The organism is Salinisphaera sp. SPP-AMP-43 (assembly GCF_049568105.1).
In the GTDB taxonomy this organism is placed as follows: Bacteria; Pseudomonadota; Gammaproteobacteria; order Nevskiales; family Salinisphaeraceae; genus Salinisphaera.
This window is the reverse complement of sequence record NZ_CP145335.1, coordinates 3,340,688-3,363,758: the sequence shown is the minus strand read 5'-3', so window position 1 is coordinate 3,363,758 and position 23,071 is coordinate 3,340,688. Positions and strand designations below refer to the sequence as shown.

Annotated in this window: 26 protein-coding genes; 9 read left to right on the top strand and 17 right to left on the bottom strand. The window is 61.1% G+C overall.

The genetic code is table 11. The annotated features are described in order from the left end of the window. Position 1 precedes the first annotated feature (1 nt). The 9 genes from nuoJ to V5738_RS14370 all read right to left on the bottom strand — a co-directional run bounded on the left by nuoJ (position 2) and on the right by V5738_RS14370 (position 9,546). Positions 2-553 (bottom strand): NADH-quinone oxidoreductase subunit J, encoded by a 552-nt coding sequence (nuoJ, locus tag V5738_RS14410; RefSeq protein WP_423821512.1) that lies wholly within the window; start codon positions 551-553, stop codon positions 2-4. 11 nt (positions 554-564) lie between these two features. Continuing rightward, the gene (nuoI, locus tag V5738_RS14405) at positions 565-1,053 is read right to left on the bottom strand and encodes an NADH-quinone oxidoreductase subunit NuoI (protein WP_423824187.1); all 489 of its coding nucleotides are present in this window, start codon (positions 1,051-1,053) and stop codon (positions 565-567) included. Between the two features lie 115 nt (positions 1,054-1,168). Further along, the gene (gene nuoH, locus V5738_RS14400) at positions 1,169-2,149 is read right to left on the bottom strand and encodes an NADH-quinone oxidoreductase subunit NuoH (protein WP_423821511.1); all 981 of its coding nucleotides are present in this window, start codon (positions 2,147-2,149) and stop codon (positions 1,169-1,171) included. After that, the gene (nuoG, locus tag V5738_RS14395) at positions 2,146-4,830 is read right to left on the bottom strand and encodes an NADH-quinone oxidoreductase subunit NuoG (protein WP_423821510.1); all 2,685 of its coding nucleotides are present in this window, start codon (positions 4,828-4,830) and stop codon (positions 2,146-2,148) included. Before nuoG ends, nuoH begins: the two co-directional genes overlap by 4 nt. Before the next feature lie 18 nt (positions 4,831-4,848). Beyond that, positions 4,849-6,168 (bottom strand): NADH-quinone oxidoreductase subunit NuoF, encoded by a 1,320-nt coding sequence (nuoF, locus tag V5738_RS14390; protein ID WP_423821509.1) that lies wholly within the window; start codon positions 6,166-6,168, stop codon positions 4,849-4,851. Further along, on the bottom strand, positions 6,168-6,638 hold the full coding sequence (gene nuoE / locus V5738_RS14385) for an NADH-quinone oxidoreductase subunit NuoE (RefSeq protein ID WP_423821508.1): 471 nt from the start codon (positions 6,636-6,638) through the stop codon (positions 6,168-6,170). The genes nuoF and nuoE overlap by 1 nt, the downstream gene beginning before the upstream one ends. After that, positions 6,635-8,383 (bottom strand): NADH-quinone oxidoreductase subunit C/D, encoded by a 1,749-nt coding sequence (gene nuoC / locus V5738_RS14380; protein ID WP_423821507.1) that lies wholly within the window; start codon positions 8,381-8,383, stop codon positions 6,635-6,637. Before nuoC ends, nuoE begins: the two co-directional genes overlap by 4 nt. An 18-nt stretch (positions 8,384-8,401) precedes the next feature. Continuing rightward, a complete protein-coding gene (locus V5738_RS14375) occupies positions 8,402-9,055 on the bottom strand; it encodes an NADH-quinone oxidoreductase subunit B (RefSeq protein ID WP_423821506.1) in 654 nt (217 codons plus the stop codon). A gap of 41 nt (positions 9,056-9,096) precedes the next feature. Further along, the gene (locus V5738_RS14370; RefSeq protein WP_423821505.1) at positions 9,097-9,546 is read right to left on the bottom strand and encodes an NADH-quinone oxidoreductase subunit A; all 450 of its coding nucleotides are present in this window, start codon (positions 9,544-9,546) and stop codon (positions 9,097-9,099) included. A gap of 314 nt (positions 9,547-9,860) precedes the next feature. On the opposite strand from V5738_RS14370, the gene V5738_RS14365 reads away from it, so the two are divergent. After that, positions 9,861-11,792: an aconitate hydratase gene (locus tag V5738_RS14365; protein ID WP_423821504.1), complete on the top strand. Its 1,932-nt coding sequence runs from the start codon at positions 9,861-9,863 to the stop codon at positions 11,790-11,792. Between the two features lie 169 nt (positions 11,793-11,961). Then, positions 11,962-12,570, top strand: coding sequence for a class I SAM-dependent methyltransferase (locus V5738_RS14360; RefSeq protein ID WP_423821503.1), 609 nt, complete (start codon positions 11,962-11,964; stop codon positions 12,568-12,570). 73 nt (positions 12,571-12,643) lie between these two features. Here V5738_RS14360 and V5738_RS14355 read toward each other — a convergent pair whose 3' ends face one another. Together V5738_RS14355 and V5738_RS14350 are read right to left on the bottom strand one after the other, a co-directional pair. Then, entirely contained in the window at positions 12,644-13,012 is a 369-nt protein-coding gene (locus tag V5738_RS14355) for a tautomerase family protein (protein ID WP_423821502.1), read from the bottom strand. Positions 13,013-13,047: 35 nt separating this feature from the next. Continuing rightward, complete coding sequence (locus V5738_RS14350; RefSeq protein WP_423821501.1) at positions 13,048-13,920, bottom strand: AEC family transporter; 873 nt, start codon at positions 13,918-13,920, stop codon at positions 13,048-13,050. A 142-nt stretch (positions 13,921-14,062) separates the two neighbouring features. Between V5738_RS14350 and V5738_RS14345 the strand changes: the two genes are divergently transcribed. Next, positions 14,063-14,365: an antibiotic biosynthesis monooxygenase family protein gene (locus tag V5738_RS14345; RefSeq protein WP_423821500.1), complete on the top strand. Its 303-nt coding sequence runs from the start codon at positions 14,063-14,065 to the stop codon at positions 14,363-14,365. Positions 14,366-14,426: 61 nt separating this feature from the next. On the opposite strand, the gene V5738_RS14340 is transcribed toward V5738_RS14345, so the two are convergent. Further along, positions 14,427-15,311, bottom strand: a complete 885-nt coding sequence (locus V5738_RS14340; protein WP_423821499.1) for a DNA ligase — start codon at positions 15,309-15,311, stop codon at positions 14,427-14,429. Positions 15,312-15,444: 133 nt separating this feature from the next. Here V5738_RS14340 and V5738_RS14335 point away from each other — a divergent pair, with 133 nt between their 5' ends. Next, positions 15,445-16,053, top strand: coding sequence for a superoxide dismutase (locus V5738_RS14335; RefSeq protein ID WP_423821498.1), 609 nt, complete (start codon positions 15,445-15,447; stop codon positions 16,051-16,053). Between the two features lie 218 nt (positions 16,054-16,271). On the opposite strand, the gene V5738_RS14330 is transcribed toward V5738_RS14335, so the two are convergent. Beyond that, the gene (locus V5738_RS14330; protein WP_423821497.1) at positions 16,272-16,862 is read right to left on the bottom strand and encodes an NADPH-dependent FMN reductase; all 591 of its coding nucleotides are present in this window, start codon (positions 16,860-16,862) and stop codon (positions 16,272-16,274) included. Positions 16,863-16,922: 60 nt separating this feature from the next. Here V5738_RS14330 and soxR point away from each other — a divergent pair, with 60 nt between their 5' ends. Continuing rightward, the gene (soxR, locus tag V5738_RS14325; protein WP_423821496.1) at positions 16,923-17,390 is read left to right on the top strand and encodes a redox-sensitive transcriptional activator SoxR; all 468 of its coding nucleotides are present in this window, start codon (positions 16,923-16,925) and stop codon (positions 17,388-17,390) included. A 280-nt stretch (positions 17,391-17,670) separates the two neighbouring features. Here soxR and V5738_RS14320 read toward each other — a convergent pair whose 3' ends face one another. Both V5738_RS14320 and V5738_RS14315 read right to left on the bottom strand, forming a co-directional pair. Further along, positions 17,671-17,847 (bottom strand): hypothetical protein, encoded by a 177-nt coding sequence (locus tag V5738_RS14320; protein ID WP_423821495.1) that lies wholly within the window; start codon positions 17,845-17,847, stop codon positions 17,671-17,673. Between the two features lie 48 nt (positions 17,848-17,895). After that, the gene (locus V5738_RS14315; RefSeq protein ID WP_423821494.1) at positions 17,896-18,105 is read right to left on the bottom strand and encodes a hypothetical protein; all 210 of its coding nucleotides are present in this window, start codon (positions 18,103-18,105) and stop codon (positions 17,896-17,898) included. A gap of 91 nt (positions 18,106-18,196) precedes the next feature. Between V5738_RS14315 and V5738_RS14310 the strand changes: the two genes are divergently transcribed. From V5738_RS14310 to V5738_RS14295, 4 genes are all read left to right on the top strand, one after another. Continuing rightward, positions 18,197-19,087 carry a polysaccharide deacetylase family protein gene (locus V5738_RS14310; protein WP_423821493.1) on the top strand — a complete coding sequence of 297 codons (891 nt, stop codon included), beginning with the start codon at positions 18,197-18,199 and terminating at the stop codon, positions 19,085-19,087. A 196-nt stretch (positions 19,088-19,283) separates the two neighbouring features. Next, entirely contained in the window at positions 19,284-19,880 is a 597-nt protein-coding gene (gene msrB, locus V5738_RS14305) for a peptide-methionine (R)-S-oxide reductase MsrB (RefSeq protein ID WP_423821492.1), read from the top strand. Between the two features lie 30 nt (positions 19,881-19,910). After that, on the top strand, positions 19,911-20,648 hold the full coding sequence (msrA, locus tag V5738_RS14300; protein ID WP_423821491.1) for a peptide-methionine (S)-S-oxide reductase MsrA: 738 nt from the start codon (positions 19,911-19,913) through the stop codon (positions 20,646-20,648). Between the two features lie 315 nt (positions 20,649-20,963). After that, on the top strand, positions 20,964-21,998 hold the full coding sequence (locus V5738_RS14295) for an RDD family protein (RefSeq protein WP_423821490.1): 1,035 nt from the start codon (positions 20,964-20,966) through the stop codon (positions 21,996-21,998). A gap of 13 nt (positions 21,999-22,011) precedes the next feature. Here V5738_RS14295 and msrA (V5738_RS14290) read toward each other — a convergent pair whose 3' ends face one another. Together msrA (V5738_RS14290) and msrB (V5738_RS14285) are read right to left on the bottom strand one after the other, a co-directional pair. Next, positions 22,012-22,518, bottom strand: a complete 507-nt coding sequence (msrA, locus tag V5738_RS14290) for a peptide-methionine (S)-S-oxide reductase MsrA (protein ID WP_423821489.1) — start codon at positions 22,516-22,518, stop codon at positions 22,012-22,014. Continuing rightward, entirely contained in the window at positions 22,515-22,964 is a 450-nt protein-coding gene (gene msrB, locus V5738_RS14285; protein WP_423821488.1) for a peptide-methionine (R)-S-oxide reductase MsrB, read from the bottom strand. Before msrB (V5738_RS14285) ends, msrA (V5738_RS14290) begins: the two co-directional genes overlap by 4 nt. Positions 22,965-23,071: the final 107 nt, after the last annotated feature.

The following is a 23,071-nucleotide window of genomic DNA, read 5'->3' as shown; positions in this document are numbered from 1 at the left end:
ATTATTCCCCTGCCTTGGTGGTCTCGCGTCGGCCGTGCTCGGCTTCCCAGCGGGCTTCGTTGCGTTCGTCGCGGCCGATGTGTACGGCAACTACGAGGGCAGCCAGCAGTAGGAAGGCGGCGAGTTCGACCACCAGTACATATGGTCCGAACAGAGTCGAGCCGACGGCGTTGGCCGATAGCGGCTGGCCATCGATGCGGCCCATGCCCCCGCCGCTGACCATGGCCCAGACCATCGTGATCAGCAGAATCGCGGCGAATACCGACGGGCTGATCCACAGCTTGGGTCGAAGCCAATGACGCTCGCGGGCCATGCTCTCAGTATTCAGATTGAGCATCATGACCACGAACACGAACAGCACCATGACGGCGCCTGCATAGACCACGACTTCGAGCGTCGCGGCGAATGGCGCGCCCAACGCATAGAAATCGACCGCCACAGCAAGCAGCGACAAGATCAGATACAGCAGGGCATGCACGGCGTTCACACAGGTGATCACTCGCAGAGTGGCTGCGAGTGCGACGACGCCGGCGATGAAGAATGCGATTTCCACGACGGCCTCTCTTACGGGAGCAGGGTTTTGATATCGATCGGCTCGGCTTCGTTTTCAGCCTCGCCCTTGTCCTTGCCACCGACGGCCATCCCGGCCACCCGGTAGAAGTTGTAGCCGGGCCGCTTGCCTACGCCCGAGATCAGCAGATCCGACTTCTCATAGACCATGTTCTGGCGATCGAACTCGCCCATCTCGAAGTCCGGGGTCAGCTGGATCGCATAGGTCGGGCAGGCATCCTCGCAGTAACCGCAGTAGATGCAGCGCGAGAAGTTGATCCGGAAACTCTCCGGATACCAACGCCCGGTTTCGTCCTCGGTCTTGACCACACTGATGCAGTCGACCGGGCAGGCCACCGAGCACAGATTGCAGGCGACGCAACGTTCGGCCCCGTCCGGATCGCGGGTCAGCACGATACGGCCGCGATAGCGCGGTGGTAGATAGGGTTTTTCTTCCGGGTACAGGATCGTATCCCGCTTGCGGAAGGAATGCATGAAGGTCATGCCGATCGTGCGAAGCACGCTCGACGTGGCCGAAATAGCGTTCTGTGCGGCGTTTTTCATAAACGACTCGTTGCAAACACGTTGTGGCCGAAGCCTGCTGTCGCAGGCAGCGGTTCTAGCTCTGTGCGACGACGATCGCGCCAGTGATCGCCAGATTGAGCAGCGCGATCGGCAGCAGCACCTTCCAGCCGAAGGCCATGAGCTGGTCATACCGCGGACGCACGGTGGCCGCGCGTAGCAGGATGAAGAAGCACATGAACAAGAAGGCCTTGAGGAAGAACCAGACGAAACCGGGCAGCCACGGTCCGAGCCAGCCGCCGAAGAACAGGGTGGTGACCAAACAAGAGATCAACACGATGCCCAGATACTCGCCGACGAAGAACATGCCGAACTTCATGCCGGAATATTCGGTGTGATAGCCGGCCGTGAGTTCTTGTTCGGCTTCCGGCAAATCAAACGGCGCGCGATGGATTTCGGCGCAGCCGGCGATAAAGAAAATCACGAACGCCGGGAATTGCGGAATGACATTCCACATGCCGCGCTGCGATTCGACAATCTCGTTCAGGCTAAAACTGCCGGCCAGCAGGACGACACCAAGCAGCGACAGACCCATGAACACCTCGTAGGAGATCATCTGGGCGGCCGTGCGCATCGCACCGAGCAGGGCGTATTTATTATCCGAGGCCCAGCCAGCGAAGATTACCGAGTACACCCCCAACGAACTCATCGCGAGCAAAAACAACACGCCCACGTTGAGATTGGCGACGGTCCAAGATTCCGTGAACGGAATGACCGCGAACGCCATCAGAGTGGTGAACATAATGATCGCCGGGGCGATAACGAATACGGCTTTGTCGGCAAACGGCGGGATCCAATCTTCCTTGAAGAAGATCTTGATCATGTCCGCGACCACCTGCAGCGAGCCGAACGGGCCTACACGGTTCGGCCCGTACCGATCCTGCCAGAGGCCGAGCAGGCGGCGCTCGATGGGAATCATCAGCGCCGCCATGATCACACAGGCGAGCAGCGTGATGATGGTACCGATCGCAATGCCGACGATCGAAAAGAGTTCGTGCTCGGAAATTCCAAAGATCATGGTTTGACTTCCACGGGCAGGCGCAGTCCACAGACCCCGTGCATGCCGACCGGCACGCCGATGGTCTGGTCGGGGAGACTGGGATCGATGGCGACCGGGAAGGCATGGCTTTCGCCGTCCACGGCCAGTTCGAACGATTCACCGGCGGTCACGCCCAGGGCCTTGGCCGCGGCCGCGTTCATCCGGAACTCCGGCGCTGGCGTGCGCTCGGCGATCGCCGGGGCCCGGGCCGACTGGGACTCGCTGCCGAAGATATGGTGCATCGGCACCGCCTGCCAGCCAGCCACCGGGGTGACCTCGGCGGCCGAGAAATCAGCCGTTTCGGTCGCCGGGCTAAACAGCCGAATGCCCGGGTCGCCACCCTTGAGATGTCCGCCGACCTCATCCTGGAAGCGAGTGATCGCTGCCTGGTTGGAATCCCAGCCTGGGCTCCAGGCATAGGCCAGAGTCGACGGCGGCTGAGCTTCGCCGTAGTAGCCTTCCATCGAATAGGCCAGCGGCGAGTCGACATCGACTTCGGGGCGTTTCTCGCGCACGTCGACGTTGGCGTACATTGCAGTACGGCCGGAGAAACGATGCGGGCTGCGCGGGAAACGCATGCCGAACTTACGGAACGACTGGCTGGGCGCAGCGTCTTCGATGCCGGCGAACTGTGGACATTCGGCCACGATCGCTTCGATCAGATCGTCCATGCCGATCCAATCCGGCTTGTAACCGGCGACCTCGGCCAGATCCGCGGCCCAGCGCCAACCTTCCTGCATCGGCGCATCGGGAATGAAGACCTGGAAGAAACGTTGCGCACGGCCTTCGTTGTTGACCAAGGTACCGTCGGCTTCGGCAAAGCTGCCGGCCGGCAGCACGTGCGTGGCGTCACCCACTGTGCGGGTCATGCTGTGATCCAGGGCCACGACATTCTTGGCCTTTTTGAGCACGGCCTCGATGCGTTCTTTTGGCGCCCGCTCGTAAAGGCAGTTCTGCATCACGACCAGCGTATCGGCCGAACCGTTTTCGACGGCGCTCAGGGCGTGCTCGACATCCCGGTCTTCCATCATTGCCATGCCGAGGCTATTGGCTTCGGACAGGGTGACGAACAGACGCGTGGCATCGTTGACCGCCGCCAGGGCCCGCGTGGCGTTGGCAGCTGCCTTGATGATCGTGGGATCGCCCAGACCTGTGCCGGCGATGATTAGCGGTTTTTTTGCTGCCTTGAGCGTCGAGGCGATCGCATCGACCAGGGCCTTGGTGTCCTTGTCGAGCTGCTTGACCTCGGGGGCGTTGTTATCCAGCGCGTGGGCCACGGCAAAGCCGAGCTCGGCGATCGCATCCGGGCGCAGGCGCTGGGGCGACATGACGATGTCGTCGAGCTTGGTGGCCTGGGCAGTGGCGGCAAAGATCGGGCTGTTGTTGTACTGGCCGATGTCGCGCACTGCACGGGCATGCCATTTCGGAATCTTGTTGGCTTCGGCCAGTTCGTGATGGCGGTTGCGTCGTGCCTGGCGCAGCGACAGGGCCACACGAGGCGCGGTTTGGGTGACGTCCTCGCCCAGCACCAGCACGGCGTCGCAGGATTCGATCTCGCGCAGGGTCGCCAGGCGCTCGGCATGGGCCGAAATCGCCTTACGTGCGGCCACGCTGGCAGCCGAATCCGGCGCGCTCATGCCGTTGGTGAAGTGCTCGGCTCCGACCAGATGGCGCAGCGCGAAATTGTCTTCTAGCGATGCACGCGGCGAACCGACACCGACCACGCCGTTGGCGTTAGCGAATACGTCCTGCATGACGTCGTGCATCTCGTCCATTTCGCGCGGTTCGAGAATACCGTCGGCATTGCGCACCAGCGGCTGGCGCGGCCGATCCTCGCGATTGACGAAACCGGCGCCGAAGCGGCCGCGGTCGCAAAGGAAGTAATGGTTGATCTCGCCGTGAAAACGGTTCTGGATGCGCTTCAAGATGCCCTGACGCGAACCGGGGCTGGTGTTACAGCCGAGCGAACAGTGGCTGCAGATGCCGGGGGCGTTCTGCATGTCCCATTTACGGTTGTAGTGGGCGCCCAGCGTCTTGTCGGTGAACACGCCGGTCGGGCAGACTTCGACCAGGTTGCCCGAAAATTCGTTTTCGAAGGCACCGTCGGATTCCCGACCGAAATAGACGTTGTTGTGCGAGCCGAGCGCGCGCAGGTCGTCGCCGTCGGCATAGTCGCGGTAGTAGCGTACGCAACGATAGCAGGCGATACAGCGATTCATCTCATGTGAGATGAACGGGCCTAGATCCTGATTCTTATGCGTTCGCTTCGGGCCGCGATAGCGCCGCTGCGTATGGCCGGTCATCAGTGTCATGTCTTGGAGATGACACTCACCGCCTTCTTCGCAGACCGGGCAGTCGTGCGGATGGTTGATCATCAACCATTCGATGACCTGCGCTCGCATCTCCGCGGCTTGCTCGTCATTGATTTCGAAGCGGCCGCCATCTGAACAAGGCGTCATGCAGGCCATGACGATCATGCCCTGTTCGTCTTCTTCGTTGCGATACGACTTGACCGCGCACTGACGACAGGCGCCGACACTATGCAGTTCGGGATGCCAGCAGAAATAGGGCAGGTCGAAGCCCTTGGACAGGGCGACGGCCAGCAGATTTTCGGTGTCGTCGACGTCGTATTCCTTACCGTCGATCGTGATCGTTGCCATGGCTTAACCGTGCGCTATTTAAAGAGGATTCGCGTTGGCCGCTTGGGTCCGCGAAAGGGGTGTCGCATCATCGGGGATGAGGGCGGACAGCTCGTCGCGGTAGTACTTCAGACCGGCTTCGAGCGGGCCCATCGCACCGGGCGCGTGGGCACAGAACGTCTTGCCCGGACCCAGCAGTTTGACGTGCAGGTCCAGTAGTTCGATGTCGCCCGGCTGACCTTTGCCCGCTTCGAGGTTGACCAGCATTTTTTCGACCCAGGGCAGACCATCGCGGCAAGGCGTGCACCAGCCGCAGGATTCCTGGGCATAGAAATGCTCGAGGTTCTTTAGTACCCCGACGATCGGGGTCCGATCGTCGAATACGATCATGGTCGCCGTGCCGAGGCGCGAGCCCGCCGCGCCGACGCCGTCGTAATCCATCGGCGTGTCGAGATGCTCCGGGGTCAAAAACGGCGTCGAGCCGCCCCCGGGCAGCAGGCCCTTGAGCTTGCGGCCGTCGCGGATGCCGCCGAAGTGCTCGAGCACGTCGCCGAGCTTCACGCCCAGCGGGAACTCGGCCAGGCCCGGTTTGGCGACATGGCCGGAGGCGCCGAACAGCTTGGTGCCACCGTCCTTGTTAAGGCCGAGCCCTTTGTACCACTCGGCACCGTTTTTCACGATGTGCGGTACGTTACAGATGGTCTCGACGTTGTTAACCGTGGTCGGCTGACCGAACAAGCCGGAAGCCGCCGGGAAGGGCGGCTTATGGCGCGGCACCGCACGACGCCCTTCGAGAGCAGACAGTAGCGCCGACTCTTCACCGCAAATATAGCGCCCGGCGCTCATATGCAGGTGCAGGTTCAGCGAAAAGCCCGAATCCAGGATGTTGTCGCCGAGGAAGCCTTTTTCGTGGGCTTCGTCGATCGCCTGCTGTAGACGGCGCCGGCATTCGGTGTATTCGCCGCGCAGGAATACATAGGCCGTATCCGCGCCGATTGCATAGGCGGCGATGATCATGCCTTCGATCAGCTGGTGCGGATCGCCTTCCATGATCAGCCGGTCCTTGAAGGTGCCCGGCTCCATCTCGTCGGCGTTGACCACAAGATAGACATGTGCGGGCCGCTCTTCGGGGCGGTCTTCGAAGCGGGGCATGAATGACCATTTCACGCCGGTCGGGAACCCCGCGCCGCCGCGGCCACGTAGACCGGCTTCCTTGATCAGCGGCCCGACGTCGGCCGGGGCGTAGTCGGCCAGCGCGCTCTTGAGCGCTTCATAGCCGCCCAGGTCCATGTAATCGTCGATCCAGACCGGCGAACGGTCGGGACGAATGCGCTGGGTCAGTACCTTCGTCTCTTCCATTACTTGTACTCCGCCAGGATCTCGTCGACCCGTTCCGGGGTGAGTTGATCGTGGTAGACCTCGCCGACCCGCATGGCCGGACCTTTGTCGCAATCGCCCAGACAGCAGATCGGCAGCAGCGTGAAGCGACCGTCCTCGGTGGTCTGGCCGAAGTCGATGCCGAGCGTCGACTTCAGATGGTCGCGAACCTGTTCGTAGCCGACCAGATAGCAGGAAATCGAGTCGCAGAGCATGATCACATGTCGGCCGACCGGCTGGCGGAAGATCAGGTTGTAGAAAGTGGCTACCGCTTCCATCTGGGTGGGCGTGACACCGACCACCTTGGCAGCCGCCTCCAGCGCTTCGTCCGAAACCCAGCCGCGATGGTCCTGTACAACCTTGAGCGCCTCGATGGTCGCAGCGCCCGAGTCTTCGTAAAGGCTCATCTCGTGGTGGATGGCCTCGATTTCGGCTTCGCTTAACTCAATCATCGGTCTACGTCTGCCATAACGAAATCGATCGAGCCGATGATCGCGACCAGATCCGCGACCAAGCCGCCCTGCGAGATCAACGGGATCTGCTGCAGATGGGCAAAGCTCGGGGTACGGATGCGCGTTCGATAGCTCATCGTGTTTTTATCGGAAATGGAGTAGTAACTGTTCAGGCCCTTGGTGGCCTCGACCATGGTCGAGGACTCCATGGCCGGCACTACCGGGCCCCAGCTGACCGTCAAAAAGTGCGCGATGAGCGTTTCGATGTCGTGCATCGTGCGCTCTTTGGTCGGCGGCGTGGTCAGCGGGTGGTCGGCCTTGTAGGGACCTTCCGGCATGTTGTTCATGCACTGCTCGATAATGCGGCAGCTCTGGAACATTTCTTCGATGCGCACGTCGAGGCGGTCCATGCAGTCGCCGTTGGTCCCGAGCGGCACTTCGAAATCGAACTTTTCGTAGCCCGAATAGGGGCGGTCGCGGCGCAGATCGAAATCCACGCCGGTCGCACGCAGCCCGGGGCCGGTAATACCCCAGTCGATTGCCTCGTCCTGGGAGTAGGCGCCGATGTGCTTGGAACGCTCGACCAGCATGCTATTGCGCGCCATCGCCTTTTTGTACTCGGTCAGGCGCTCCGGGAACCAGTCGAGGAATTCCTGGACCTTGCGATCCCAGCCCTTGGGCAGGTCCATGGATAGGCCGCCGATCCGGAAAAATGCCGGATGCATACGGAAGCCACAGATCGCCTCGATCACGTCGTAGGCTTTCTGCCGATCGGAAAACATCCAGAAAATCGGGCTCATAGCGCCGATGTCCTGGACGTAGGTACCAAAGAACATCAGATGGCTGGTAATGCGGAAGAACTCGCAGAGCATCACCCGGGCGACTTTCACCCGTTCCGGCACCTCGATGCCCAGCACCTTCTCGAGGTTCAGGACATAAGGCAGTTCGTTCATCACGCCGCCGAGATAGTCGACGCGATCGGTGTACGGAATGTAGGTATGCCAGGACTGGCGCTCGGCCATCTTCTCGGCACCGCGGTGGTGGTAGCCGATATCCGGTACTGCGCCGACGATCTCTTCGCCGTCCAGTTGCAGCACGATACGGAAGACCCCATGGACCGACGGATGGTTCGGGCCCATGTTGAGGAACATGAACTCGTTGTCCTCGGATTCGCGCTCCATGCCCCAGTCTTCGGGCTTGAACTGGAGGGCGTCCTCTTCAATGTCCTGACGCTTGGGGTCCAAATGCAGCGGCTCGAACTCGGTCGCACGCGCCGAATGATCCTTGCGCAGCGGATGGCCTTTCCAGGTCGGCGGCATCATGATTCGGCGCAGGTTCGGATGCCCGTCGAAGGTGATACCGAACATGTCCCAGACTTCGCGCTCATACCAGTTCGCGTTCGGCCAGATGCCGGTTGCACTGGGCGCGGTCAGGTCGCTCTCGGTGAGCCCGACCTTGAGGCGGATTTCGGCCACCGGCGATAGGCTTAACAGGTGATAAACCACGGTGAAGTCGGACAGGGGTTGGCCGGGCCGATTGTGGCGCGCGCGCTCGTCGATCGCAGTTAGATCGAACAGCATGCGGTAGGCCGGGGCAGAATCCTGGCGAAGATATTTCAGCACCTCGAGGATCCGGTCACGGCCGACCCAAAAAGTCGGCATACCGTCCGCAGTGATTTGCGGAACGAGGGTGTTTTCGCCAAAGCGCTCGGTCAGCTGACGCTGGATGTCTACGGTATCAAGCATTACGTCGGACAGTCCTCGCTAGACTTCGTCGGGAGTGCGCAGGGTGGTCGCCGAAAGCCGATCCGAACGTTTACTGTCGCGCTGGGAAAGCTTCGGTGCCTTGGTTACGCCCTGCGGCCCGATCATCCAGGACAGCGGGCGTTTTTCCGACGAAATGGATTCCTGAAGCAGAAGCAGACCCTCGAGGAACGCTTCTGGCCGGGGTGGGCAGCCTGAGACATAGACGTCGACCGGGAGGAACTTATCGACTCCCTGGACCACCGAATAGATGTCGTACATGCCGCCCGAGTTTGCACACGAGCCCATTGAAATGACCCAGCGCGGTTCCATCATCTGCTCATAGAGCCGCTGAATGACCGGGGCCATCTTTAAAAAGCAGGTGCCGGCCACGACCATCACATCCGACTGGCGCGGCGTTGCTCGGATAACTTCCGAGCCAAACCGGGCCATATCGTGTGGCGCGGTCAAGGCGGTCGCCATTTCTACATAGCAGCAGGATAGGCCGAAGTTGAAAGGCCAGAGCGAGTTTTTCCGCCCCCAGGCGATCATGTCGTCCAGCTTAGCCGTGACGACGTTGCGGGCGATCGCATCTTCGATCGTGCCGCCATCGTCCCCGGGCGTGCCGGAGCCTGGAGTCGGGTTCTTGTCAACGCTGGTGAGAGACCAAGACATGGCTCGTTACCGATTGAATCAAATTAAGGCCGTGAAGCCGATTAATGCTGTTCGCTGGGCAGGTTGCGACGCTGATTGGACTCGATCGCGTGCAACCGGAACTGACGCGGTGCTCGCGGTGCCCAGTCCAGGGCCCCAACGCGCCATGCATAAGCCAAGCCCAAGGCGAGATCGAACAGGAAGCTCAGAAAAGCTTCGTAGCCGGTCCAGCCGAGTTCGGGGGCCGCGATGGCCCATGAAAATACGAACACGATTTCTAGATCGAACAGTACGAAAATAATCGCAACCAGATAGAACTTTGCGGAGAAGCGCATCCGCGCGCCGCCGGTGGGCTTGATGCCCGATTCATAGGGCTGGTTGCCCAGGCGTTCATCGTGACGCCCCCCCAGCATGTAAGACATGCCGAGCATAAGACAAACCAAGCCGAAGGCCGCCGCTGCGAACAGGATCAGTGGCCAGATGACAACGGCGTTTTGCGCTGCGGGATCCATAATTACTAGTCCATCCTACGCCGCCACCGGTCAAACCGATGCACAGGCGGTCCAGGCAGTTCGATGTAGTTTACAGGAAAATCGGTCGTGGAAATGCAACGGTCGATTATTCCGTGCCTCGATTCAGCGCCATCAAAATAGACCATATGTCACGTGGATGGCGAGAGGGGGGCGGAAAACCGCATGAACGCGTGTTTTTAAATGAGAATCAAGTGCAATTGGCGCTGAGGCGGTGGTTTCGTTCCCATTCGAACGACTTTGTGAAAGCCCCAGCGCAGGGCTAGAGTGTGGGCAAGCTACTAATGGAGGCCGTAATGGCACAGAACGTTGCCCAGAAACTCATCCAGTCGCATCTGGTCGACGGTGAGATGACGCCGGGTGAGGAGATCGCCCTCAAGATCGATCAAACGCTGACCCAGGACGCGACCGGTACGTTGGTGATGCTCGAGCTCGAGGCCATGGAGCTCGACCGGGTCAAAACCGAAGTTTCGGCGCAGTACGTCGATCACAACCTGATCCAGGAAGACAACAAGAATCCGGACGATCATCTGTTCTTGCAGTCGGCTTGCGAGCGCTTCGGTGCTTATTTCTCGCGGCCGGGCAACGGCATTTCGCATGCGGTGCATATGGAGCGGCTGGGTCGGCCGGGTAAGACGCTGCTCGGCTCCGACAGTCATACCCCGGCTGGCGGTTCGCTGGGCATGCTGGCGATTGGTGCCGGCGGGCTGGAAGTGGCTATGGCGATGGCCGGCGAGCCGTTCTATACCAAGATGCCCAAGGTGTTCGGGGTCAAGCTCACCGGCAAATTGCCCGACTGGGTCTCGGCCAAGGATGTAATCCTCGAAATGCTGCGCCGGCACGGTGTCTCCGGCGGGGTCGGCAAGGTGATCGAATACTACGGTCCGGGGCTGGACAACCTGGAGGCGATGGATCGCCATGTGATCGCCAATATGGGCGCTGAGCTCGGGGCGACCACGACCGTGTTCCCGGCCGATGACGAAATCAAGCGGTTCATGAAATCCCAGGGCCGGGAAGACGAATACGAACCGATGCTGGCCGATGACGGCTGTGAGTACGACGAGCACGACGAGATCGACCTGTCGGAGCTGGTGCCGCTGATCGCCAAGCCGACGTCGCCGGGCAATGTTGTGCCGGTTTCGGAGATTGCTGGCGACGAGTTATACCAGGCCTACATTGGCTCCTCGGCCAATCCAGGCTATCGGGATTTCGCGATCGCCGCGGAGATGGTTCGCGGCCGGACCGTATCCAAGGAAGTCTCGTTCGATGTGAACCCGTCGTCCCGCGCCATGCTGCAGACGTTGGCCCGCGACGATCGCCTAGGCCAGCTGATTGCGTCTGGGGCCCGTATCCACCAGGCCGGCTGTAACGGTTGCATCGGCATGGGTCAGGCACCGGCTTATGGCCGCAACAGCCTGCGGACCACCCCGCGTAACTTCCCGGGGCGCTCGGGCACGCCCGAGGACTCGGTGTTCCTGTGCTCGCCCGAAACCGCGGTGGCCAGCGCATTGATGGGCAAGATCACCGATCCGCGCACCCTCGACTTCGACTATCCGAAGGTCGTCAACCCGACCGATCCGGTGGTCAACGACCATATGCTCGAAAACCCGCTACCGCTCGAGGAAGCGCGCAAAGTTGAGTTGGTCAAGGGACCGAACATCAAATCGCTGCCGGACTTCGACGGCATCCCGGATGCCTTCGATCTGCCGATCCTGCTCAAGGTGGGCGACGATATCTCTACCGACGAGATCATGCGGGCCGGCGCTGAGGTGCTGCCGTATCGCTCGAACATTCCCGAGATCGCGAACTTCGTCTACGACGTGGTCGACAAGGAATATCCCGACCGGGCCAAAAAGACCGGCGATCACGCGATCGTGGGCGGCGCCAACTACGGTCAGGGCAGTTCCCGCGAGCATGCGGCGATCGCGCCGCGCTATCTCGGGTTGCGTGCTGTGCTGGCCAAGGACTATGCGCGTATTCACTGGTCGAATCTGGTCAACTTCGGCGTGCTGCCGCTGACGTTTGCTAACGGCGACGATCTGGACAAGCTCAAGCAGGGATCGAAGCTCAAGTTCAGCGGACTGCACGATGCGTTGGCCTCCAGCGATACAGTGACCGTTGAGACCGAAGATGGTGGGAGTATCGACTGCAAGCACGCGCTTTCGAAGCGCCAGATCGAAATCTTGCGCGCAGGCGGTCTGATCAACTGGAAGCGCGACCAGGGCTAGTCGGCTCGGCGACACACGCCGAACCATTGGCATGGCCTGCGCCGTATGGTCTCGGCGCAGGCTGTTTCAGGTGTCGATGGCGGCGTTATTTTGTATCCGGCTGCAGATCGGCGTATTCTCCACCCGCTTTCGACCAACGCTCGCTGAGCAACATCGGGTAACACACGCCATGGATGAACGTTCTGTCGTTACCGCTTATCGTCGTCTGTCGGGGACCTATGACCGTTTCTTCGGTCCGGTCTTCGAGCAGGGACGCCAGGTTGCCGTGCATAAGATGAACTGCCAGGCCGGTGACCGGGTTCTGGAAGTTGGAGTCGGTACCGGTTTGTCGCTCGAACACTACGCCGAGGGCGTGGAGGTGGTCGGCATCGACGTGTCGCCCGACATGCTCGAGCATGCCCGCAAGCGGGTAAACGGCAATGCCGATCGCATCACGCTGCAGGTCATGGACGGTCAGGCCCTCGATTATCCGGACGACAGTTTCGACAAGGTCGTGGCCATGTATGTGGTCTCGGTCGCACCGGATCCGAAGAAGATCGTCGAAGAGATGAAGCGCGTCTGCAAGCCGGGGGGCGAGATTTTCATCGTCAACCACTTCAGTCAGAAAGGGCCGATGGCCCGGATCGAGCGCATGGTCTCGCCGCTGTCGAAGCTAGTGGGGTTCCGGCCCTCGTTCCCGCTCGATGATTTCTTGGCCATGGCCGATCTCGACGTCGTCGAGTCGGTACCGGTGAATGCTTTTGGCTACTGGACCTTCATCCATGCGCACAATCGCTAGCCAGAATCAGTCGCTGCGATAGTAAAAAGCCGGCCATGGGCCGGCTTTTTTGTGGGCGATGTCGGCCCGGCGCTCAGTCTTCGAAAAAGCTGGCCTTGCCATCCGCGAATGACCAGTCGATGTCGTTGTTTTCGGTCATGGTTATCATGACATTGTGGGCATCGATGCCTGGGCTGGTGGCCAGATTGTCGGTTACGCGGCGATAGAACGCCTTCTTCTGGGCATCGGTCTTGCCCGAGCGTAATACCAGATGCAGCATGACGCGGTCGCCGCTGCGCTTTTGCAGTTGCAGCGCATGGGAGTCGAACTCGCTGATCAGCTGATAGCGATCATCCAAAGGAAAATCGAGGGCAGTGATGGCGGCCTCGTTGACGGAATCGGCGACCCGTTCAGCGTATTCTCGGCCGTGGCCCTTGAGTATTGCGATGTTGACGAAAGGCATGGTTCGGCCTCGTGAGTGGATAGGGGAGCGTGTTGCTATAGCACGAACGCCAGCGTGATCGGGATCGCGGCAAGGGCGATCATATGGCCCACTGCGACGATCGCCGCAACATGTTGCGGTTCGACGTCATACATCTCTGCCAGCATGTAGTTGAGTACCGCCGGCGGCATGACCCCGAATATGATCAGTAACGCCGCTAGAGTAGGTTCTGGCTGGACCAGCCAGACGAACGGCGCAGCAACCGCCAGTCCGAATACTGGCGCCGCCAGTCCGCCGGCCAAGCCAGCACTCCACTGGCCCTGGGTGCCGCCGGACAAACGAACGCCTAGGCTGATCAGCATCAGCGGGATCGAGACCTCGCCCAGCATCTTGATCGCTGGCAGGATCATCTGGGGGGCATGCCAGTCCATGGTCATGCAGATCAGTCCGGCAGCGGTGGCCACCAGCATTGGGTTGCGCGCCAGGGCCTGCGGCGAGACGCGCTCGCCGAGCACCCAGAGTCCGAAGGTGAACTGCAGCGTATTCTCGACCACCATGAGGACCACCATCAGCGCAAGGCCTTCGTTGCCGAACGCCAGATGGGCCAGGGGTAGGCCAAGATTGCCGAGATTGGGAAACATGATCGGCGGCACGTAGACGGCCGCATTGCGCTTGGTAACCCGGGTCCAGAGCCAGCCGAGCAGGCCGGCCCCGAATACGATGACGGTGGCGCCAATGGCTGCCAGGCCGAGCGCCAGATGGCCACCGGATTCCTCGGTCAGTGCATAGAAAATGAGTGCCGGGGTGAATATCGTGATATTCAGGGCATTGGCGTCGCGTACATTCGGTGCGAAGCGGCGGCCGTAAAAATAGCCGACGCCGATAACCCCGAACACGGGGACGATGATTTCGAGGATGCGTATGAGCAAGCGGCGGACAGGTTACGACTAAAGTCTTAATTGTACGCCGGTCGGCGCCGAACAGCAGCCATGCGTGTATCAGCGAGGCGGTATCGGCCGAGGCGGCAGCCGCCTACAATCGACCCGGTCCTTATCCGATCGGTCGATTACCATGTTTATTGCCATGAACCGTTTCAAGATCAAGCCGGGCTGCGAAGCCGAGTTTGTCGATATCTGGGCTCAGCGCGAAACCCACCTTGAAGAGGTGCCCGGATTTCGCCAGTTCAACCTGTTGCAGGGGCCAAGCCACGACGACCATACCCTGTTCGCTTCGCACTCCGAGTGGGATTCCCGTGAAGCCTTCGAGGCCTGGACCCATAGCGAGGCTTTCCGCAAAGCCCATGAAAACGCCGGTGCGCGGCGTGACATCTATCTTGGTCCGCCGCAGTTTGAAGGCTTCGAGGTCAAGATCTGACTGGCCTCGGGCCAGGGGCAAAACACTGCCTTACTGCTGAGCCGACTGGCACCGGCAGTCGCTAAGGTGCGGGGCTGGGTTGGCCCTGCGGCGTAACTTCCGGTGGGGGCCCGCCGGGGCGTCGGCGTAGAAAACGAGCAAAACGCGGCAGCCCGGTCGCGGTTTCGCCCTGATAGCGGAACGTGATCCAGGAGCCGATCGGCGGTGGGTCGTCGCGCTGTGTATCGGTGAAGCCGGTACCGATCGCGAACTGGCGACCATCCGGCATACGAACCTCCAGCGAACCCATCTTGTCTTCCAGCCGGCCATGGCCCGGGTTGATCGCGATCACCCGGGCTTCGGCATCCTCATAGGGTTTGACCTTGAGCAAGCCGGCGTGGCGGCCGGGGGTATAGTCGCGGCTGCCGCGATGTAGTACCAAGCCTTCGCCACCCTTGGCCATGACTTTGTCTAGCGCGGCATGTAGGGCTTGGTCGTCGGCGACGTGGAACTGCCGGATCGCCACCACCCATGGGTCGTCGATCTGCTCGACCACCTGTCGAATGGCCGGTACCCGGTCATCGAAATCGCCGTCGTGGCCGGGCAGATCGAACACGCGGTAGCTGATGTCATGCCAGTCGGAATCCTGTGCGTCGCCGGTTCGGATCAGCGTGGACGCCTCGGAAAAGGCGCCGTATCCGGCCCAGAGTTCACCGTCCATCGCGGTATGCGGAAAATCGGCCGTGAACCAGGCCGGCAAGTCGATGACCGACCCGCCGCGCGTAAGCATGCGCTGGCCGTCCCAGTAGCCACGCACCCCGTCGTACTTCTCTGAGGCCCAGTAGTCCGATAAATCGACCTGGCCGTGATAAATATCGACCAGCTCAACCGACGGGGGCTGCGCGGCCTGCGCCAAGCCAAGTGTAAAAAACAACACAGCCATTGGAACCAACGCGCGTTTCAACATGATCTCCCCCTATAGCAACGGCGATGTCGGAAAACGATAAGCAGGAACCGCGCCGGTAGCTTGACCTCAACCAGGCTTAAGGTCCTAGGCTCGGCTGGGCAATCGCAATGATTCTTGTGAAAAGGAGTTTGTCATGGCATTCGAATTGCCCGATCTGCCCTACGATTACGATGCGCTGGAGCCCTACATCGACGGGCGCACGATGGAGATCCATCACGATAAGCATCACAACGCTTATCTGACCAAGTTCCAGAACGCCATCGAGGGCACCCCGCTGGCCGATCAGGATCTGGAGACGATCCTGTCCCAGGCCGGTCAGCACGGTGTGGCTGTACGCAACCAGGGCGGTGGTTATCTCAACCACATCATCTTCTGGGAAACCATGTCGCCGAACGGCGGTGGCAAGCCGAGCGGTAAGCTGGCCGAGGCCATCGATAACAGCTTTGGCTCGTTCGACGATTTCAAGGAACAATTCACCGCGCAAGCGACTGGCCTGTTCGGTTCGGGCTTCGTCTGGCTGGTGCCGGCCGGCGGCGATCAACTCAAGATCGTGCCGACGCCGAACCAGGACAACCCGATCATGGACGTGGTTTCGGAATCGGGTAAACCGATTATGGGCCTGGACGTCTGGGAGCATGCGTTCTATCTGAAGTATCAGAACCGCAAGCCGGAGTATGTCGAAGCCTGGTGGAACGTCGTTAACTGGGACGGCATCGCCCAGAAGTTCGACGCGGCCGCCTGATCTCAGCCCTGTACTGGGCGCCGCTGTCGGCGTACCTGGCAGCGGCGCCTGCGTTGTGATGAGTTCGAAGCGTGCGCTATTACGTACGACGCCGCCCAGGAGGACTCGTGTTTTTCGTTCGACCCGCCCTGGCCGATCGGGCCGGGGCGGGCTGCGGCGGGCCGGTCTTGATTGCGGCGCGGGGACCAAACGTCAACGGGTTTTGGGTCGGTAAGTGATCACGCCGAGCGCGGTATCGATACCGGGTCATAAGGCGCGGCATGACGCGCTTCGCGCAGAGCTCGGCCCCACCAGTGCAGTCGTTCGGTCAACGCTTCTAGGGCGCGTTCCAGTTCCGGCGCGGCCCGGAACTGGTTGTGCTCATCGACATAGCGATCGATATGAGCGATGTCGACCGATTCGGCGAGCGTAAACGTATGCAGCTCTGCAAACACCAGCCGCAGCTGCTCGATCGCACGGATGCCGCCGGAGCGGCCGCCGTAAGAGACGAAAGCCGCCGGCTTGGCCCGCCAGGGATAACGTACGGCATCGATGAGTTGTTTCAGCGCCGCGGGATAACCGTGGTTGTATTCCGGGGTTACGACCACGAACGCATCGGCACGCTCAAGTCGCGACTCCAGGTTGTGCCAGGCCTGTTTCGGCAATGGCTGATCGTTGAGCGATAGGGGCAGGGCACGCGGGTCGATCATATCCACGACCATTCGTGGGTCGCTATCGAGGCCGTGGGCTGCCCATTGTGCGACGGCGTCGCAACGCCGGCCATAGCGGGCGCTGCCCATGATGACGGCAACGGATAGATAGCTGGGCATGGCAGTCTCCAACAGTAGGGAGCAGCTAGCCTGTGACCTCAACCTTGATTAAGGTCAAGTATGACGGAAACGACACGACTCAATCCGGTCAAGCAGGCGTTGTCGGTGGGCGAGGTGGCCCGCCGCTGCGGCGTAGCTGTATCGACGCTGCATTTCTACGAGCGTAAGCAGTTGATCGTCTCGACCCGTAACGCTGGCAACCAACGGCGCTACCGACGCGATGTGGTGCGGCGCGTCGCGGTGATCAAAACCGCCCAGCGATTGGGCATTCCCCTGGCCGAGATTCGAAAGGCCCTGACGACGCTGCCCGAAGGCCGAGCGCCGAGCGCCTCCGACTGGGGGCGGCTTTCCGAACTCTGGCGAGCTCAATTGGATCGGCGTATCCAAGGTCTGACCCAGCTGCGCGATGCCCTGGACGGCTGTATCGGCTGTGGCTGTCTATCCTTACAGGCCTGCCCGCTGCGCAATCCCGACGATGTATTGGGCAAGGCCGGCCCAGGCCCGCGTCGCTTCGAGGTCGACCCCTAAGGCCCGTTGATGCGCCCGGCGAGAGTCTGTGCCCAGCGTTACCTTGAAACCAGGATGGGAGGTCGGACGAGCGCCGCGAACGTGGCGTAGCCGTTCGGCGTGCGTAGGCGACATGCTGGATCGCCGGCGTGCTTTGAACCGCCCGCTCCCTCTCCGATTGCGAGGTGGCCCATGAAAAGGCGAACCATGGGGCCGGCGGTGTTGTGAGTCGCTGTATAGAATACGATCGGCGGCCACCAACGCAGCGCCCATACACCACATCCGTAGCGGGGCGCATTATTCAACTAGCGGTATCCGGCTCGTCTTCGAACCACTGTTCGCCGAACATAGCGACCTCGGTAGCAGCGAAACCGAGCCGATCATAGTAAGCCTTGAGTTCGGGCTGACCGCGCCCAACCGTGAACATCAGCTTGGGACAGCCAAGCGCGATCAGATGAGCCTGTGCGGCATTGATCAATGCTGCGCCATGGCCGCGGCCGCGATGGCTTGGGTCGATGCCGAGGCACTACAGCCAGCCCCGACGGCCATCACAACCGACCATGATCGTGCCGATGATCTGCCTGAGCTGCGTGGCCACGAACAGCCATGTGCTTGGCTCATGCCGTGTGCGTTGAATATCGCGGTATGGATCGTGCCATGAGTGTGCCAGCGCGCAGCGCTCCCAAAGCTTGACGATCGACGGCGTATCGCTATCCCGTGCCTCACGAATCGTCATCTCGATCGAGGGTTAGGACGCGGCAGGTAAGGTCACCGGGTCTGAGCGTCGGACGATAGAATGATGCTTTCCCCGCGATAAGCGACTCCACATGTCGACCACCCTGCGTCATCACCATCGCTATGCCTACCGCGCCATTGTCGACCGAGAGGACTTCGAATGGCCGGAGGGCAAGCGTTTGGCGGTTTATATCGGGCTCAACTTCGAACATTTCCATTTCGACCAGGGTTACGGGGCGGCTCTCGTGCCCGGGCGTAAGCAGCCCGACGTGCTCAACTATTCCTGGCGCGACTACGGCAACCGGGTCGGGGCCTGGCGGATGCTGGAAATGTTTGAATCACTCGGGTTCCCGGTCGGGCTGATCGTGAATTCGGCGATTGCCGACTACTGCCCGGAGTTGATCCTGGCCTATCGCCAGAAACTGTCCAGCGAGCTGATCGCCCACGGTCGGACCAACAGTGAAGCCCAGAACGATTTCGACGAGGCCGGTGAGGCCGAGTTGATCGCCGAGGCGCGCGACACGCTGATCGATGCCTTCGGCGAGCGGCCGGTCGGCTGGCTCGGGCCCTGGATCGCCCAGAGTCGGGCCACCCCGGATCTGCTGGCCGAGGCAGGGTTCGTCTATCACTTGGACTGGGCGCATGACGACCAGCCGGTGTGGATGGATACCCGCGGCAACGGCGAAATCCTATCGGTTCCGTATCCACAGGAAATCAACGATATCCCGATCCAGGTGCCGCATCACCGCGATTATCGCGAGTTCGAGGCCCGAATTATCGACCAGTTCGACGAGATGCTGGAGCAGTCGCGGCGACAATCGTTGGTGATGGGCATCGCCTTGCATCCGTATATTGCTGGCCAGCCGTTTCGGTTGCGCTCGCTACGCCGAGCGCTCGAGCATATCGCGGCCCATCGGCGCGATATCTGGCTGACCACGCCCGGCCAGATCGCCGACCATTACTCGGGGCTGTTTCCTGGCTGACGTCCGGCGGTGACCGGCAACAAAGACATGCAGGTCGGGCCGGCCGGCGTTACGGAGCTGATCTAAAGACCGTGGTTCGCGCATCGGCCGCAGGTGCTAAAACGTAGATAGCATTAGAGCGGCGTGGTCGGGCGATCTGTTCGAAATGGCGCGACGACGCCGATGTCAGGATCTCATGCCAGGCTGGAGGCAAGACATGGGCGAGTCTATCAATCCGGCGCGTCGCCGACTGTTGTTCGGTGGGGCTGCGTTGGTCGGGGCTGGGCTGTTGGGTGGTTTGACCCGTTGGCTGCCGGCCCGGGCCGGCAGCCGTGGGGCGTCTGCGCCCTCCGGGCCGGTAACGATCGTAGCCTTCGATGACCAAGGCCGCCGGCTGGGCCGCCGAACGGTCGATCCGGTCGTAAAAAGCGCTGCCGAATGGCAATCCCAGCTGACGGCCGAGCAGTATCACGTACTGCGTGAGCAGGGCACCGAGCGAGCGTTCAGCGGGCAATATTACGAGCCGCCCAAGCGGCATGGCATCTATCGCTGCCGAGGTTGCGACAACGCACTCTACGATTCGGCGGCCCAGTTTCATTCCGGCACGGGATGGCCCAGTTTCTATCAACCGATTGCTGCCGAGAACGTGACCGAACATGTCGATCGCAGCCTCGGCATGGCCCGTACCGAGATCGCCTGTACCCGCTGTGGTGGCCATCTTGGCCATAAGTTCAACGATGGCCCGAGGCCGACCGGGCTGCGCTACTGCATGGACTCGGTTGCCATGCGTTTTGTTCCGATCGCCGCTGGCTGAGCGGCGATCGCGTATCCCACGGAGGTTGATATGCACCTACGTTCCATACGTCTGGCTGCGACGCTTGGTATCGGCGTGGCCGGAATGATTGTCTTGGCTTTGGCCGTGTTCGATACGCCCGCGCGTTCGGCCGATACGTCATACGGCACGGCGCTACCGGCCGCGAAGACCCATTTGAAACACAGCGCCACCGCTTCGGCCACGTCAGTACTCGCTGGCGGCTGTTTCTGGGGCATGGAGGCGGTGTTTTCGCATGTACAGGGCGTGACCGATGTCGTATCCGGCTATGCCGCAGGCGATCGGGCGCATGCCAATTACCGAGATTCCAGCACCGGCCGCTATGGCGACGCCGAGGCCGTGCGCATCACCTACGATCCGTCGAAGATCCGCTATACGGATTTATTGCAGATCTATTTTTCGGTAGCGCATGATCCAACCCAAATAGATCGCCAAGGCCCCGATCGCGGTCCCCAGTATCGCTCCGAGATCTTTGCCGCCAATGCGGATCAAGCGCGAGTAGCGAAAGCCTATATCGAGCAGCTCGAAGCAAGCAGCTCATTCGATCGGCCGATCGCCACCCAGGTCAGCGTGGGTGAACCATTTTTTCCGGCCGAGGCCTATCACCAGAACTACGCCGTCAAGCATCCGAACAGCTACTACCTGAAAGTGAATGACGAGCCCAAGGTGGAGGCGCTGAGAAAACGTTTCGCCGCACGTTATAACAAGCGATTCATCGACGATCGTCAGTCGGCCCAGTCCGGGGGTTGAGCGCCCCGTGCCTTTGGATTTTCAAGATGCCGCGGCCTGGGCCTCGCCAAGGCTCGAGTGTGCGACAAGTTATACGCGCCCGGTCATGACGGGCGGGCTATGCGAGGCCGCTATGGCTTCGTTGGTCCGGCGTTGAGCGAGCCTTAGCCCCTAAGAGGGCCGTGAGCCGCTGATGGGGCGGCCGCCCAAGGTGGGTCATCGGCCGATCTTGCCCCGGTCGGCAAATCTTTTGTGCTAAAAATCGTTGTGTCGAACAAGTGTCGTTCGAGCCAGTGGGGAAAAGGGGGACGCATGCCGTGTGCGTAGTGCGGCGCGATGATCTATTCCGAGGCGCGTTTTTGTAGCGAATGCGGGGCAGCTCATGCCCGCGCCGAGGATGCGTCCGTGGTGCGCCGCGATATCTATGCCAGCATCTGGCGTCGCGGCGGGGCGGCCTTGATCGATATGCTCATCTCGACGCCGCTGCTGTTGTTGCTGAACTCAGTAGCCTATCTGCGAGGGCACGGCGCCTTTGTCGATGTCGGCATTCTGATCCTGCTCAGTCGCTGGACCCAAATGCTGATTTCGACGTCCTATTACGCGCTGTTCGAGGGCAGCGCGATGCGCGCCACGCCGGGTAAGTATCTGCTCGGTCTGGCCGTGGTCGATAACAACGGGGACCGTCTGACCTGGGGCCAGGCGTTCGGCCGAGAGTTTGCTAAGTGGCTGAGTTGCCTGATCTTGATGATCGGCATATTTATGATCGCGGTGACCCGGCGCCGCCAGGGTCTGCACGACAAACTGGCCGGTACCCGGGTGGTCTATCGCGAAGTCGAGCCACCGTTGGTGATGGCCGATCCCGTGGCCCCGCGTCCGAACGTATTGTCGGTGATCGCCGCATTCTGTCTCACGGTTGGGCTGTTGGCGTTGCCGGTCTTCGGCGCGCTGCTGATCGCCTCGCCTGGTCGAATTCTGGGCCAGTACCAGCGTGAGCAGCAGCAATCGGGCCATTCCAACCCGCACGCGCAGCAGGTTGTCGCCAAGGCCCGTGATCAGATCTACAACCTGAAGATCGAGTCGGCACAGGCCATCGAGTCGGTCTTCGACTATGTCGATGCCCATTATCGCTGGCCCGATACGCTGGCAGAGGCCGGTTTTCACAACGGCAAACCAGAGACTACACGGCTGGTCTACGACGCCGATCTCAAACAGGTCACGGCGTTTGCCCGCGCCGCGCCGCTGCAGGGTGGTTCACTGCAGCGGCGTGTGACTTCGACGACGATCGCCGGGGCGACCCGGAACTATGACACGGTCTGCGTCAGCCCGAATATTCCGCCGAAACTACTGCCACACGGCTGTAAGCCGCGCTGATCGCGTCCGCGGGTTAGGCGGTCTGGCGTCGCGGCAGTACCCAGTTCGGCCGCGGAAAATGACAGGTATAGCCGTTCGGGAATTTTTCCAGGTAGTCCTGGTGTTCCGGTTCGGCTTCCCAGAATTCGCCGGCCGGCTTGACCTCGGTGACGACCTTGCCGGGCCAGAGGCCGGAAGCCTCGACGTCGGCGATAGTGTCTTCGGCAGTCTCGCGCTGTGCGTCGTCGAGGTAGTAGATACCGGAACGATAGCTTTCGCCGATATCGTTGCCTTGGCGATTGCGCGTGGTCGGATCGTGGATCTGGAAAAAATACTCCAGCAGCCGGCGATAGCTGATGCGCTCATCGTCGAACACTACTTCCAGCGCCTCGGCGTGATGGCCATGATCGCGATAGGTCGGGTTCGCCAGATCACCGCCAGAGTAGCCCGCCCGGGTCGATAGGACGCCGTCCTGTTTGCGGATCAGGTCCTGCATGCCCCAGAAGCAGCCGCCGGCCAGAATTGCGCGTTGTTCGCTCATCGGATGTCCTCCACCTGATCGATATAGGCGCCGTAGCCGGCTGCTTCCATGTCGTCTTTCGGGATAAATTTCAAGGCCGCGGAGTTGATGCAATAGCGCAGGCCCCCGCGGTCGGCCGGACCGTCGGGAAACACATGGCCGAGGTGGCTATCGCCATGGGCCGAGCGGACCTCGGTCCGGGTCATGCCCAGCGAGCGGTCGGTCGTTTCACTGACGTGGGCGGTTTCGATCGGTTTGGTAAAGCTCGGCCAGCCACAGCCTGACTCGTACTTATCGCTGGAGGCGAACAACGGTTCGCCGGATACGAGATCTACGTAGATGCCAGGCGCTTTGTTGCTCAGGTACTCGCCGGTACCCGGGGCCTCGGTACCGCTTTCCTGGGTCACGCGATACTGTTCGGGGGTCAGCTGCGAGATGGCTTGTTCGCTTTTCTGGTAGTCCGCCATGAATAGGCTCGCTTGATAGTGTCGATACGCGGTAAATAACGATCGCAGGCCGAAAATCAAGCGGCCCACGCTACGCAGGCGCATCTGAAACATGACCGCCGGGCACG

Bases quoted from the DNA above. Each gene is read 5' to 3' on its own strand.
- nuoI (WP_423824187.1), bottom strand. From the start codon at position 1,053: ATGACCTTCATGCATTCCTTCCGCAAGCGGGATACGATCCTGTACCCG.
- nuoH (WP_423821511.1), bottom strand. From the start codon at position 2,149: ATGATCTTTGGAATTTCCGAGCACGAACTCTTTTCGATCGTCGGCATT.
- nuoG (WP_423821510.1), bottom strand. From the start codon at position 4,830: ATGGCAACGATCACGATCGACGGTAAGGAATACGACGTCGACGACACC.
- nuoF (WP_423821509.1), bottom strand. From the start codon at position 6,168: ATGGAAGAGACGAAGGTACTGACCCAGCGCATTCGTCCCGACCGTTCG.
- nuoE (WP_423821508.1), bottom strand. From the start codon at position 6,638: ATGATTGAGTTAAGCGAAGCCGAAATCGAGGCCATCCACCACGAGATG.
- nuoC (WP_423821507.1), bottom strand. From the start codon at position 8,383: ATGCTTGATACCGTAGACATCCAGCGTCAGCTGACCGAGCGCTTTGGC.
- V5738_RS14375 (WP_423821506.1), bottom strand. From the start codon at position 9,055: ATGTCTTGGTCTCTCACCAGCGTTGACAAGAACCCGACTCCAGGCTCC.
- V5738_RS14370 (WP_423821505.1), bottom strand. From the start codon at position 9,546: ATGGATCCCGCAGCGCAAAACGCCGTTGTCATCTGGCCACTGATCCTG.
- V5738_RS14365 (WP_423821504.1), top strand. From the start codon at position 9,861: ATGGCACAGAACGTTGCCCAGAAACTCATCCAGTCGCATCTGGTCGAC.
- V5738_RS14360 (WP_423821503.1), top strand. From the start codon at position 11,962: ATGGATGAACGTTCTGTCGTTACCGCTTATCGTCGTCTGTCGGGGACC.
- V5738_RS14355 (WP_423821502.1), bottom strand. From the start codon at position 13,012: ATGCCTTTCGTCAACATCGCAATACTCAAGGGCCACGGCCGAGAATAC.
- V5738_RS14345 (WP_423821500.1), top strand. From the start codon at position 14,063: ATGTTTATTGCCATGAACCGTTTCAAGATCAAGCCGGGCTGCGAAGCC.
- V5738_RS14340 (WP_423821499.1), bottom strand. From the start codon at position 15,311: ATGTTGAAACGCGCGTTGGTTCCAATGGCTGTGTTGTTTTTTACACTT.
- V5738_RS14335 (WP_423821498.1), top strand. From the start codon at position 15,445: ATGGCATTCGAATTGCCCGATCTGCCCTACGATTACGATGCGCTGGAG.
- V5738_RS14330 (WP_423821497.1), bottom strand. From the start codon at position 16,862: ATGCCCAGCTATCTATCCGTTGCCGTCATCATGGGCAGCGCCCGCTAT.
- soxR (WP_423821496.1), top strand. From the start codon at position 16,923: ATGACGGAAACGACACGACTCAATCCGGTCAAGCAGGCGTTGTCGGTG.
- V5738_RS14315 (WP_423821494.1), bottom strand. From the start codon at position 18,105: ATGACGATTCGTGAGGCACGGGATAGCGATACGCCGTCGATCGTCAAG.
- V5738_RS14310 (WP_423821493.1), top strand. From the start codon at position 18,197: ATGTCGACCACCCTGCGTCATCACCATCGCTATGCCTACCGCGCCATT.
- msrB (WP_423821492.1), top strand. From the start codon at position 19,284: ATGGGCGAGTCTATCAATCCGGCGCGTCGCCGACTGTTGTTCGGTGGG.
- msrA (WP_423821491.1), top strand. From the start codon at position 19,911: ATGCACCTACGTTCCATACGTCTGGCTGCGACGCTTGGTATCGGCGTG.
- V5738_RS14295 (WP_423821490.1), top strand. From the start codon at position 20,964: ATGATCTATTCCGAGGCGCGTTTTTGTAGCGAATGCGGGGCAGCTCAT.
- msrA (WP_423821489.1), bottom strand. From the start codon at position 22,518: ATGAGCGAACAACGCGCAATTCTGGCCGGCGGCTGCTTCTGGGGCATG.
- msrB (WP_423821488.1), bottom strand. From the start codon at position 22,964: ATGGCGGACTACCAGAAAAGCGAACAAGCCATCTCGCAGCTGACCCCC.